Consider the following 12,652-nt stretch of genomic DNA (forward strand, 5'->3'; position numbering starts at 1 on the left):
CCTATTTAGGCCACAGTAAAATAATGACCAGATTTAAAAATACCATTTTGCTATTTTTATTATTGTTAACGCTTACTAATGTTGCAATAGCTATTGAAGCACCAATTAAAATAGAAGTTAAAACTTTTGATGGTAACACAATTTTTATATTTTATCATGGCAAAGAACAGCAATTAAAAGTTGCTGCGAATGGCAACAACGTTTCAGTAACTATGAGTATTCCTACTAGATTTGAGTTGTTGAATCCAGGTAATTTTAGCGGATTTGCTACTACTCCACAATTAAGTAAAGATCAAAAACTAATTACTTTTTCTACAAAAGCAGAATTTAAATCTCAATCCATTATTAATGGTGAAAAACTTATAGCTATCAAATTTCGCGCCGAACTGGAAGAACAAGAGCCTCAAACCTCAGCTGTGGAGCAGAAAACCATAGATGATTCTTCTCATTTACAAACAACACCGGCTACACCAGAGTCCGAGGTCAAACAAGAAAATAAAGATAATATAGGATATAAACTGGTTAAGGGAGAGCATATTTTAACATTTGATTTTGGCGAACAAAATCCTGGAATGGCTGCTTTTTTCAGAGGTAAATATCTTTGGGTAGTATTTGATCAACCAAAAATATTTACCTTTGCCAATAATTCAGTGTTAACTAATTTCACTCAAATAGCTTCTGATACCAATACGGTGTTAAAAATGAAAGTTAATGGCTATAAAAATGCACGAGTTACCAAAACTGGCAAATTATGGAATATTATTATTTCTCAAGTTGATAATAAAGACAAAAAGCTGGTATTAACCCCGCAAGTAGCAGATAATCAGGATGAATTGACAATTGTTGGGGATTTTGAAAATAGTAAATTTATAGAAATTAATGATAAAGTAGTAGGGGATATTATAAAGCTTATTACTTTTAAAACTCCATCTATACGTGTTGAGCAATTAAAAGAGTTTATTGATTTTAATCTTATTCCGTCTATTCAAGGGTGTGTTACAGCTATTAGTAGTGATGAAAGTGTTGAGTTCAGCAAAGAGAAAAATACACTACATATTGTTTCCAAAAGTGATTTATTAAATACTAATCAAAATAATAGTAACGACAACACTGCCAAGATTCTTCTACCTACTGATCAGGGTAGTTTGCTCCCTGTAGGGCATTGGGTTGACGATAGCAAATTTATTGATATGCGGAGTCAGTTAATTAGCGATGCCGGACTCACCGATAATAAGACTGCCCTATTTAACAAAAGATTTGAGCTCGCAAGATTTTTCTTTGAACATGGCTTATATAAGGAATCATTATCAGCTTTAGTCTTAACTCAGAAAACTACAAGCGACGAATATAAAGCAGATCTCAAAGCCCAGTTTTTAGCTGCTGTAGATTATACTTTGGTAGGAGCACTTGATGAAGCAGCTAAGATTTATACTAGATTGCTCGCAATTGTTGATCAATCAAATGCAGATGAAATTAATTTATGGAACAATTATAACGCATTCCTATTTGGTAAAAATCCAAATAAAATAGGCTTTCTAAGTAACTTAGACAAGTTTGTAAATTTATATCCTGATGATTTATATTGGCCGTTAGCTTTCAGTGAAATTGATTTATGTTTGCTTAGCAATGATCTAAAAACTGTTGAATCAATGTTCAAGGCATTGCGTAGTGCTCCTCTTGGAAAATACACTAACAGTTTGCAATTTTATAAAGCAAACTATTATAGAAAAAAGAAGCAGCTAAATTTAACTCAACAATTTTTAACTGATCTAGCGCAAAAAGAAGATGATCCATTTAATCAAGTGCGCTCAGAGATGGAACTGGTAAAACTACAGGTTAGTAAAAAAGAAATTAGTTTGTCTGAGGCAACAAAGCGTTTAGAAGCATTAAGATTCGCCTGGCGTGGGGATACGTTAGAATATGATTTACTACTATTATTAGCAGGATATTATCGTGATCAGAAAGATAATAGTATGAATGCTCTTCGAACTTATATGTATATCTCAAATGCATTTAATAACCAACTTAGCAATTTTTATATCACTTCAGAGATGGTAAAAATCTTTAATGGTATTTTCTTACCAGGTGGTACTGTTGAGGAGATGCCTCCTTTTGAAGCGGTATCATTGTTCAATGAATTTAAAGAGCTTAATCCTATAGGCTCCCAGGGTGATGAGATTATTTTGTTGATTGCCAGAAAATTAATGGAGCTCGATCTACTTGATCAGGCTGTTGAATTATTAAAGCACCAGGTTTCTTATCGTCTTACTGGAGAAAAACGTATAATTAATGCGGATCACTTGGCAATAGCATTGTTAATGGATAAAAAACCTCTGGAAGCGATTAAGGTTCTAGATGAAACTGATAAGGATAATTTTAAATTTGAAGAACATAAGTACCGCTTGCGGCTTAAAGCTAAAGCATTGATTGATACGAATCAATATCTTGAAGCTTTAGATGTTTTGGCTGAAGATGATTCTCAAGACGCTCAAATTCTAAAAAAAGAAAGTTTATTTCAAGCAGAAAAATGGAAGGAATATATTGATTTAGTAGCACCAATAGTGAACAACATTGCTAAAGACAAAATAAACGATGGCGCAATGATCCAGGATATTTTAAGGCTAGCTATCGCTTACTATATGATTAATGACCAATCCGCACTAACAGCTTTAGTGCAATCTTTGAATCTTAATAGTGAGAATGAAATACTTAAAAATACTATAGATTTATTATTAACCACTGGTAAACCGATAGATTATAAAAATTTGGATCAAAGTTTAGATATTGATCAAGTACAGATTTTACTTGATCAATATAAAAACCAGCTGTTTAGTTAAATAAATGTTTAATAGAATCAAACAAGCGTTAATTAATACCTCCGGTAAAATTTCCAGTGGTATTGACAATATATTCTTTAAAAAAAAGCTAGATGATAATAGCTTAAATGAATTAGAAGAATTATTAATTGCTGCAGATATGGGCAGTGCAGTTGCTGCACTGCTAATTCAACGTTTAAAAATGACCAAGTTTGATAAAGATATTACTGTTGAATTAATTAAAGAAAAATTAGCAGAAGAAATCTCTAATATCCTGGCAGTTAGTAATAATATATTTACCTGTGATAATACTGGATTAAATGTAATTTTAGTGTGCGGTGTAAATGGTAGTGGTAAAACTACTACTATTGGTAAATTAGCAGCTAGTTATGTGCAGTCTGGAAAAAAAGTTGCCATTGCTGCCTGTGATACCTTCAGAGCAGCAGCGGTAGAGCAATTGGCCGAGTGGAGTATTCGTTCAAACGCGATGTTGTTCACGGGTGAGATGGAAGCAGATCCGGCCAGTGTTGCATATTCAGCTATGCAGCAAGCAATGGCTGCTAATATTGATATTTTATTTATTGATACTGCTGGTAGATTACATAATTATCAAAATTTGATGGATGAACTTAGTAAAATTGTTAGAGTATTAAAAAAAATTGATGTTGTTGCTCCTCATCATTGTTTATTAGTAATTGATGGCACTACTGGCCAGAATGTTTTTAATCAGGTAGAACAATTTACTGCTATTGCCGGTGTTACTGGCTTAATTATTACTAAACTGGATGGTACCGCCAAAGCAGGTGCTATTGTTGGAATAGTAAAAAAATTTGCATTACCGGTACATTTTATTGGAGTTGGCGAAAAAATTGATGATCTCAAGCAGTTTGATCATCTAGATTTTGCTAGAACATTAGTGGGTATTCAATAATATTGATACAACACTATCCTATTTGCGTTGTTATAATTACATTTTAATACAAAAACATTGACATATTTCCAGTTTGGTTATAATACTGTCATCTTGCACACACAATGTCATCCCGAGCTTGTTTCGGGATCTCATCAGGACTTCATAAGATCTCGAAACAAGTTCGAGATGACCATACGCGTCAAGTTAAGGAAAAGAGACACAGGAACAGTCTTGTGCTTTGGCAAACACACCCAACCTCGTCATTGCTAGGCGTTGTCGAAGCAATCCAGTAAAACACATGTATCATTCTTGGATTGCTTCGACCATAAGTGGTCTCGCAATGACTGGGGGGAGAGGTTCAGCTCAGACGATCAATTTCAACTTATCCAAACTTGATGCGTATGGGGATAACATTGTGCGTTCAGGAGATAGCGTGTATTCGGGATCATTGAGGCATATAGAGACAGCTCTTGAGCTGTGGATTACTTGTATTAAAATAAATCTAGAAATTTAGACACAATATTGCTATGTCCCAGTGCTAAGATAACTTCTATGGCAATTAAAATAACTATAGTGATTTCTAGTCTAGAGGAGTGTTTATTATTAAGTTCATTAGATAATATATTGTAGAGTTCCTGGATCATATTGAGGCGGTGAGTTAAAATATTCTGTCGCACTTGAATATCCTGGAACTCGGCCGTCATAAGATATAAAGGTTCATAGCTTGGGCGACGCCAGAAAAATTCTGGCGTATCTAAGATATCGCTATGTAGATTAATTGAATATCGTTCATTAAACAAGATTCCAATCTGCTTTGATATTTCTTTTTTTGACAAGGAGACACTACCGGTGTTAGCTAATTCCTGTTGAATTGGAGCGGTATTATTTAACAGTGTGCTTACAGATTTTTCTAATACATTTAATTTTACTGATTGTGCTAAAGCATGTGAGATAGATAGTTTTATAAATTCTGACTGATCTCCTAGAATAATTTCATTTTTTTCTTCATCAATAAAAGTTTTTTCTGCTTCCTTATTATAATCAAAATAAATAAAATCAGAAGTTGGATTGTTGAGTTTTTCTACTTCAAAACCTAAAAGCTCTTGCAAAATCGCTTTTTCCTGAATTTCATCACCACCCCAAATAGTTACACATCCAAAAGGAAAGAAAAAAATATCAATATGATTGGCTCCTTTCCGGTTCTCTTTTTGTGCGTATATTACGTCATCAAAATGTTTAGGTTCGAGCCCATTATTATTTAGGTACTCAACTAAATCACTAATCTTATAATCAGAAGCTGTACAGTAAGACGAACATCGCATAATTTTATTTAGTTTTTTATTTAGCAAACTATAGTAGTTTGGATTATAGTGTAGCTATAAAACTGATTAAGTCAATACTAACATATGTATGAAATTTTAACTAACCGCTCAGTACTTGAAATTGCTGGTATTGATGCAGGTAAATTGTTACAGAATTTGATAACCAACGACCTAACTGCTAATGATTATTGCTATACTTATATGCTCAATAATCAAGGTAGATATTTATTTGATTTTTTTATAATCAAACTGTCATCAGAAAAGTTTTTAATAGATATTAGTCAAACAATATCAGCACAATTTATTGAAAAACTACTGATGTATAAACTACGAGCAAAAGTGGAATGTTTTGATTTGAGTGACCAGTATAGTATAATATATTCTAAAAATAAACCGGAATTTACTACAATATTTTCATCACAGGATCCTAGATATCAACAACTAGGAGTACGATCAATAGTAAATAAAGCAGTAAAATTTGTTTCAGAATCACAGCCCGATTTATATTTAAATGATAAGTATAATTTTGCGATACCTGATGGTGATATTGACTTAATTCATGCCAAATCAATTCCTGTGGAATATGGAGCTGAAGAACTTGGTGCTATAAGTTATGATAAAGGTTGTTATATTGGTCAGGAAGTGATATCTCGTACTAAGTACCAGGGAACAATTCGTAAAAAAATATTTAAAATTTATGCCAAAACTGACTTAAGTGATAAATTAAAAACAAATGAAATTGTTGGTGGCTCCAAGGTCATTGGTAGGGTTTGTTCAACCTATAAAACTCAAGGTCTGGCATTAATCAGAGAAGAAAACTATTTTGCATGTAGCAATGAACTAATTACAGTAGATGATATAGAAATAACATTATCAATACCAGAGTGGCGGTGAAATCAATATAAGGGAATAAATACGATCATGAGATTATTAATAGTTGGCGATATAAATAGTGAAATAAAAAAAGCAATAGACTTAGCTCAAGCAAGAAAGGTACAGGTAATGATGGTTGGTAATGTAGAAGCAGCCTTGGATTTTGTACGAGAAGGCAAGGGTGCTGATCTAGTGTTGATAGATAGTAAATATGATCTTGGATTATTAATAAAATCTATGCATCAGGAACATATTTCAACTCCAGTAATTGCTTATGGAGTTGATTGTTCTCCTAAAGTCGCGGTTGCCGCAATTAAAGCCGGAGCAAAGGAATTTTTACCTTTGCCACCTGATGAAAAATTAATTGCTGCAATTTTTACAGCAATTTCTGATAATACCAGACCACTTATTGGAGCATCGGCTGCGATTCAAGAAGTAATTGCTATTGCTGATAAAATTGCGCCGACTGATGCCAATATATTAATTACCGGAAAATCTGGAACTGGTAAGGAAGTATTTGCACATTACATCCATGAACATAGTACTAGAGCGCAAAAATCATTCATTAGAGTAAATTGCGCAGCAATTCCAGAAAATTTATTAGAATCAGAATTATTTGGCCATGAGAAAGGTGCTTTTACCGGAGCTATAGCTAGGAGAATAGGTAAGTTTGAGGAATCTAGCGGTGGCACCTTATTATTAGACGAAATTAGTGAAATGGATATTAAGCTGCAAGCAAAATTATTGAGAGCAATTCAGGAACAAGAGATAGATAGAGTAGGGGGTACTGGTCCAATTAAGGTAGATCTTAGGATTATTGCCACTTCCAATCGTAATTTACCGGAAGAGATCGCAAATGGTACTTTTAGAGAAGATTTGTACTTCCGCTTGAATATTATTAATATTGAATTGCCAAAATTATCAGAACGCAAAGAAGATATTATAGTGCTAAGTAATAATTTTGTTAACAAATATGCTAATAATAATAAACTAGCCGTAAAACCACTATCTAAATCAGCTATAGATAAAATGATAAATTATTCCTGGCCCGGTAATGTCAGAGAACTTGAGAATGTAATACATCGAGCTGTACTATTATCAAATGGCGAGGAAATTCAAGCTGAAGATATATATTTAAAAAGTGAAAGTTTTGTTGGTAAAAAAATTGTTGATGTAGAGAAAGAGCTTATAGTTAATACGGTAGGTTATTGTTTGGGTGATCTTACTAATGCAGCAAATATACTAGGAATTTCTATTAGTACACTTAAAGAAAAATTAGAATTATATACTAAGAGCCTGTCTTGAAATTGTATCTAAGAGATAATTTTGTCTAAAAAGTTTATTGACTACTAATTAGAAAATACATACACTTATAGTTGTAATTATAAAATTATTACAACTATAAGTTATTGTAGGTGGTCAATATGAAAAATATAAAGGAAGTTTCTGAGCCAATATCGCCTAAACATCAATCACTGGCTAAACTCAAGTCTACAGACACAAATACAGACGACACACAACAATTATCCCCCAAAAAATCAATTGAAGATGTTATCAGCATCAACACAAAAACTGCCGAAGTAATCACCGCCTATAATGGTTTAGGTATTAGTAGTAAAATACCACCAAAAGATATTCATATTCTTTGCAAAATTCCTGTAGCGTTGCAGGAATTACACCAAAATATCAAAGAAAATCCCCGGGATATCAGCAATTATCTGCGTGCAAGCTATTTATATGGAGCTATGGGAGAGCGTACCAAAGCTCAAGGTTACGTAAAGCTAGCCAAACAGATTGATCCTGTGGCTATTAAGAATCCGGAGTTATTAAATCAGTTTCAGATGGAGTGTGTTAATACTCAACATATTTTGAATAGCTCTGAAAGATTGCTGGCCTATAACCCTGATGATGTAAATGCGCATTATGCTCGTGGCTTAGTAAATTATGGCATGACTGGTAGTAATCGGAATTATGCTGAAAGCTATAGTAGTTTCAAGCGAGTAATAACGCTAGATCCGTCATTTACGGCAGCTTATGCGTATCTGGCCAGTACTGCTAAGGCACTTGGTAATAAGGATGAAGCAATAGAATATTATAAGCAAGCAGTATCATTGAGACCAGATGATTTTGAATCATGTCGTGAATTGGTTGAATTATTAGCTGGTACTGAAGAAGAATCTGTGTATCAACAACAGGCAGATGCAGCACAGTTGCAGATGCAACAATTCAATATAGAACAACATATTTCACAGGAACAAGAAAGTAAAAGTAAGAAGGAAGATGTCGTAGCCAAAGCTGATTTAGCTGAACATATGGTAAATCCATATGAGCTGGAGGTAGAGCTGGATTCTTACCGAGAAAGAATTGCTGAGAGGGTGCAGGAACGCCTTGCATTATCAAGTTTTATTTCAGAACAGGATACGCAACTAGTAGAAAATATTACTCAGCGAGTTAAAGCAGAATATCCGGAGCTTGCAGAAGAAACACAAGAACGAATAGGGACGCTTGCATATTTTGCATATCAGCAATATCAACAGCAACCGGAAATTGCACCGCAACCGCAATTGGCAATGACACAAGTTGTAATGATGGGAGTTGCAACTCTAGAGTTTGGCACTTACCTGATCAATACGGCAATAACAGCAGCTGCAGCCTGGCAGCTTAGCAGTGGTGTTGAGCTGGACAAAATTGCTGCGGTTTTTCTTTCCTCAAATGAAAATGAGCATTATAATCAGATAATCCTGCAAAAGTGCAAACTTGAGCAAAACCAAGCTCCTCAAGTAAGTAAGTTCAAGGATTCAGCTATCTCCGGTATGCCTGATCCTGAGGATGAAGAGCACAAGGTAAGCCAAGAATCATTTAACCCAAGTAAGGAAGGAAATTTTGATAAAGTTGCAAGAGATAGTAGATATGGTAAGCTTTACCGGGATATAAAAAATGATAAAATATGGTACTCTAAAGAAAGAAGTGGTGATAGGGCGCATGGAGGAGAACATTGGAAACAATTTATTGAAAGAGATGGTGAGCTTCAGTGGAATGCTGATATAGATATGACTGGAAATGTTATGAGTAAATATAAGAGTAATGTTGGGAGAGCAATTGATATGAAAAATTTAATAGGAATTAAATAAAATGGCAGATGAAAAATCATCACATTGTTGCTCTGATATGGATTATTATGCTACTTCTCTTACAGAGGAGCATGAGTTATTAAGGTATCATCCAGAAAAAAGAAAGTACCGTTTTATTTTGCACGGCTATGATTTCGGTATGGAGCTGGAAATGTATTATTGCCCATGGTGTGGGGCTCAATTGCCAAAATCTTTATCAAAAGAATGGTGTAAAGTTATAAAAGAAAACTTTGGTCTAGATGATGTGTTTGCTCAGGAATGGGCAGAGTTACCAGAAGAATTCAAAACCGAAGAATGGTGGAAGAAGCGTGGATTGTAACACAACTGTAATGGACCTCTTCGGAAACTGATTCTTAGTTCAGATAATTCTGCAACTCTGGAGTTTGGCACTTACTTGATCAATTCAGCAATAACGGCAGCAGCGGCCTGGCAGCTTAGTGGTGGCGTTGAGCTGAATAAAATTGCTGCGGTTTTTCTTTCCTCAAATGAAAATGAGCATTATAATCAGATAATCCTAGAAAGGCGCAAACTTGAGCAAAACCAACTTCCTCAGGTAAGTAAGTTCAAGGATTCCACCATCTCCGGCATGCCTGATCCTGAGGATGAAGAACATAAGGTTGATCAAGAATCATTTAACCCAAGTAAGGAAGGAAATTTTGATAAAGTTGCAAGAGATAGTAGATATGGTAAGCTTTACCGGGATATAAAGAATGATAAAATATGGTACTCTAAGGAAAGAAGCGGTGATAGAGCGCATGGAGGAGAACATTGGAAACAATTTATTGAAAGAGATAATAAATTGTTTCATGAGGCGGATATTGATATGACAGGTAAAATTATGAATAAACATAAAAGTGATGTGGGAGCAGTAATTAATAAAAAAGATTTAATAGGTATTAAATAAAATGGTGTATTCAAAACAATTACACTGTTGTTCTAATATGGATTATTATTCTACTTCTCCCAGGGAAGAACATGAGTTAGTAAGATATCACTCTGAAACAAGGAATTATCATTTTATCTTACATGGTAATAATCTTGGTATGGAACAAGAAATGTATTATTGCCCATGGTGTGGGGCTAAATTGCCAAAATCTTTATCAGAAGAATGGTGTAAAGTTATAAAAGAAAACTTTGGTCTAGATGATGTGTTTGCTCAGGAATGGGCAGAGTTACCAGAAGAATTCAAAACCGAAGAATGGTGGAAGAAGCGTGGCTTATAACACAACTGTAATGTATGATTTTTACTAGCCTATTATTGTAAAATACTAGCAACAACAATCTAGATTTGTACTTTCTGGGTTGTCTCGCTATTTTGCATATCAGCAATATCAACAGCGACCGGAAATTGCACCGCAACCGCAATTGGCAATGACACAAGTTGTAATGATTAGAGTTGCAACTCTGGAGCTTGGTACTTACTTGATCAATTCAGCAATCACGGCAGCAGCGGCCTGGTAGCTGAGTGGTGGCGTTGAGCTGAATAAAATTGCTGCGGTTTTTCTTTCCTCAAATGAAAATGAGCATTATAATCAGATAATCCTAGAAAGGCGCAAACTTGAGCAGAACCAACCTCCTCAGGTAAGTAAGTTCAAGGATTCCACTATCTCCGGCATGCCTGATCCTGAGGATGAAGAACATAAGGTTGGTGAGAAATATAATGAATGTGAAAAATCAGAAAGTAAAGTGTGGCAAGAATTAGAACGCTATAAAACAATTGATGGCAAAAGCTCATCCCGAACTTGTTTCGGGATCTTATCAGAACTTCATAAGATCCCGAAACAAGTTCGGGATGACCCTTTGGTTCGAGATGGCATTCGTGTATTCGAGATCTGAAAGGATTGCATGAGATGCTGCTTGAAACAGCCACGAAGTGAAATAAATTCAGCATGACCTTGTTTGTAGCGATTAAAAATGATGGTAAAGGCAGCAGCCTGTCAGGCGTTGAGCTGGACAAGATTGCTGCGGTTTTCTTTCTTCAAGTAAAAATGAGCATTTTTACAATTCTTTGTCGTCAGCTCCTAACATCTGCAGTGAGGAGGAATGATAATGATATACTATTCTCCTTGAGCTAATGAAAATCCTTTCTTACCATCAAACTCAAACAAATTTTCTACCTTAATAAAATCAATATCAGCTAAACTTAAAGCCTCCAGTAATTTAGCCACTGTCACATGCTTAACTGCCTCACCCACTGTTTTAGACACAAAACGACAGCACCAATGATCGGACAACAACTCAAAACGCTCATCTCGTGGCCACAACTTCAACCCCTTACAAGCTACAGTTTGCAATTCCAGCCCTTGCAAGTTGATGCTTTGAATTTTAGCAGCCACATCATGAGCAGATGATACATTCATAGCAACAAAAATATCAGCCCCAACTAGCATTTTAACTTCTTTGGTATTAATTGTATAAACTCTAGTAGATTGCTCTAATTTTGGTGTTGATGAATAATCCACTACTTTTAAGGCACTTGGTACCTCGCCTAATCTTTTAATAATTGCTGCAGCGAACTCTTGTGTTCCTACTTTTTTAGAGCTGGTTTGATCATTATAAATATCTGTTGTATGAATTCCGTCTTCTATGGTTTTTTTCCAGGCATTCTCGATAGCAGCTGCTATTTTACCTTGCCCAATATGTACTAACATCATCACTGTAGCATTTAGCAATCCTGAAGGATTAGCTATATCCTTACCTGCGATATCAGGAGCTGACCCATGCACAGCTTCAAACATGGCATAATGTTCTCCAATATTTGCACTGCCAGCAAGCCCTACTGAACCTGAAATCTCTGATGCAACATCTGAAATAATATCACCATATAAATTTGATGTTACGATCACATCAAACAAATCAGGTGCTGTGGCCAACCGTGCTGTTCCAATATCAATAATATAATGTTCAGGTTTAATTTGTGGATATTCTTTGGCAACCTCATCAAATACCTTATGAAAAATACCATCAGAAAATTTCATGATATTATCTTTACTAAAGCAAGAGACTTTTTTACGGTTATTTTTTATCGCATATTCAAAAGCATATCTGATAATTTTCTCACTACCAATACGGCTAATTAATTTTACCGATTCATACATATTATGAGTATGACGATATTCTATACCTGCATATAAATCTTCCTCATTCTCACGAATAATTGTTAAATTCAGTTTTGGATGCAAAGTCTCAACAAATGGATGATAGGAGATCGAAGGACGTACATTCGCATAAAGCGACAGTGCTTTACGTAAGGTAACATTTAAACTTTTATAACCACCACCTTGGGGAGTTGTAATCGGAGCTTTCAGCAGTACCCTGGTACGAGCTAGCGATTCCCAGGTATCTCCAGCAATACCAGAGGTATAATTCTTCTGGTATAGTTTTTCTCCTATCTCAATAGCTTCAATACGTATTTTTGCTTCTGATTCCTTTAAAATGCGTAAAACCGCTTCCATAATTTCTGGACCGATACCATCGCCTCTTGCTACGGTAACTGCTGTAAATTCTGACATATTTTACCTCTGATACTTAAATAATTTAATGTCTATAGTTTCAGGATAACCGTATCGCTAAATATGAAATCTATATAAACTAACA

Annotated in this window: 12 protein-coding genes; 10 read left to right on the forward strand and 2 right to left on the reverse strand. The window is 34.9% G+C overall.

Annotated features, from left to right (window positions below):
- Positions 1–23 precede the first annotated feature (23 nt).
- Together R2I74_RS01770 and ftsY are read left to right on the forward strand one after the other, a co-directional pair.
- Positions 24–2,837, forward strand: coding sequence for a tetratricopeptide repeat protein (locus R2I74_RS01770; protein ID WP_316353407.1), 2,814 nt, complete (start codon positions 24–26; stop codon positions 2,835–2,837).
- Between the two features lie 4 nt (positions 2,838–2,841).
- Complete coding sequence (gene ftsY / locus R2I74_RS01775; protein WP_316353409.1) at positions 2,842–3,747, forward strand: signal recognition particle-docking protein FtsY; 906 nt, start codon at positions 2,842–2,844, stop codon at positions 3,745–3,747.
- 473 nt (positions 3,748–4,220) lie between these two features.
- On the opposite strand, the gene R2I74_RS01780 is transcribed toward ftsY, so the two are convergent.
- Complete coding sequence (locus R2I74_RS01780) at positions 4,221–5,012, reverse strand: RMD1 family protein (RefSeq protein WP_316355248.1); 792 nt, start codon at positions 5,010–5,012, stop codon at positions 4,221–4,223.
- 123 nt (positions 5,013–5,135) lie between these two features.
- Here R2I74_RS01780 and ygfZ point away from each other — a divergent pair, with 123 nt between their 5' ends.
- From ygfZ to R2I74_RS01820, 8 genes are all read left to right on the forward strand, one after another.
- A complete protein-coding gene (ygfZ, locus tag R2I74_RS01785) occupies positions 5,136–5,945 on the forward strand; it encodes a CAF17-like 4Fe-4S cluster assembly/insertion protein YgfZ (protein ID WP_316353410.1) in 810 nt (269 codons plus the stop codon).
- A gap of 27 nt (positions 5,946–5,972) precedes the next feature.
- Positions 5,973–7,229, forward strand: a complete 1,257-nt coding sequence (locus R2I74_RS01790; RefSeq protein ID WP_316353412.1) for a sigma-54-dependent transcriptional regulator — start codon at positions 5,973–5,975, stop codon at positions 7,227–7,229.
- Between the two features lie 119 nt (positions 7,230–7,348).
- Positions 7,349–9,055: a tetratricopeptide repeat protein gene (locus R2I74_RS01795; RefSeq protein ID WP_316353414.1), complete on the forward strand. Its 1,707-nt coding sequence runs from the start codon at positions 7,349–7,351 to the stop codon at positions 9,053–9,055.
- Between the two features lies 1 nt (position 9,056).
- Positions 9,057–9,374: a DUF6980 family protein gene (locus R2I74_RS01800; RefSeq protein WP_316353416.1), complete on the forward strand. Its 318-nt coding sequence runs from the start codon at positions 9,057–9,059 to the stop codon at positions 9,372–9,374.
- A 75-nt stretch (positions 9,375–9,449) separates the two neighbouring features.
- Positions 9,450–9,959, forward strand: a complete 510-nt coding sequence (locus tag R2I74_RS01805) for a hypothetical protein (protein ID WP_316353418.1) — start codon at positions 9,450–9,452, stop codon at positions 9,957–9,959.
- Between the two features lies 1 nt (position 9,960).
- Positions 9,961–10,278, forward strand: coding sequence for a DUF6980 family protein (locus R2I74_RS01810; protein WP_316353420.1), 318 nt, complete (start codon positions 9,961–9,963; stop codon positions 10,276–10,278).
- 79 nt (positions 10,279–10,357) lie between these two features.
- A complete protein-coding gene (locus R2I74_RS01815) occupies positions 10,358–10,516 on the forward strand; it encodes a hypothetical protein (protein WP_316353422.1) in 159 nt (52 codons plus the stop codon).
- Positions 10,517–10,669: 153 nt separating this feature from the next.
- Positions 10,670–10,891, forward strand: a complete 222-nt coding sequence (locus R2I74_RS01820) for a hypothetical protein (RefSeq protein WP_316353424.1) — start codon at positions 10,670–10,672, stop codon at positions 10,889–10,891.
- A gap of 221 nt (positions 10,892–11,112) precedes the next feature.
- Here the strand turns inward: R2I74_RS01820 and R2I74_RS01825 are convergent, their stop codons facing one another.
- Positions 11,113–12,567 carry an NADP-dependent isocitrate dehydrogenase gene (locus tag R2I74_RS01825; RefSeq protein WP_316353426.1) on the reverse strand — a complete coding sequence of 485 codons (1,455 nt, stop codon included), beginning with the start codon at positions 12,565–12,567 and terminating at the stop codon, positions 11,113–11,115.
- Between the last annotated feature and the right edge of the window lie 85 nt (positions 12,568–12,652).

This window comes from Candidatus Trichorickettsia mobilis, from assembly GCF_963422225.1.
GTDB lineage: Bacteria > Pseudomonadota > Alphaproteobacteria > Rickettsiales > Rickettsiaceae > Trichorickettsia > Trichorickettsia mobilis_B.

Bases quoted from the DNA above. Each gene is read 5' to 3' on its own strand.
- R2I74_RS01820 (WP_316353424.1), top strand. From the start codon at position 10,670: ATGCCTGATCCTGAGGATGAAGAACATAAGGTTGGTGAGAAATATAAT.
- R2I74_RS01825 (WP_316353426.1), bottom strand. From the start codon at position 12,567: ATGTCAGAATTTACAGCAGTTACCGTAGCAAGAGGCGATGGTATCGGT.
- R2I74_RS01790 (WP_316353412.1), top strand. From the start codon at position 5,973: ATGAGATTATTAATAGTTGGCGATATAAATAGTGAAATAAAAAAAGCA.
- R2I74_RS01800 (WP_316353416.1), top strand. From the start codon at position 9,057: ATGGCAGATGAAAAATCATCACATTGTTGCTCTGATATGGATTATTAT.
- R2I74_RS01795 (WP_316353414.1), top strand. From the start codon at position 7,349: ATGAAAAATATAAAGGAAGTTTCTGAGCCAATATCGCCTAAACATCAA.
- R2I74_RS01770 (WP_316353407.1), top strand. From the start codon at position 24: ATGACCAGATTTAAAAATACCATTTTGCTATTTTTATTATTGTTAACG.
- R2I74_RS01810 (WP_316353420.1), top strand. From the start codon at position 9,961: ATGGTGTATTCAAAACAATTACACTGTTGTTCTAATATGGATTATTAT.
- ygfZ (WP_316353410.1), top strand. From the start codon at position 5,136: ATGTATGAAATTTTAACTAACCGCTCAGTACTTGAAATTGCTGGTATT.
- ftsY (WP_316353409.1), top strand. From the start codon at position 2,842: ATGTTTAATAGAATCAAACAAGCGTTAATTAATACCTCCGGTAAAATT.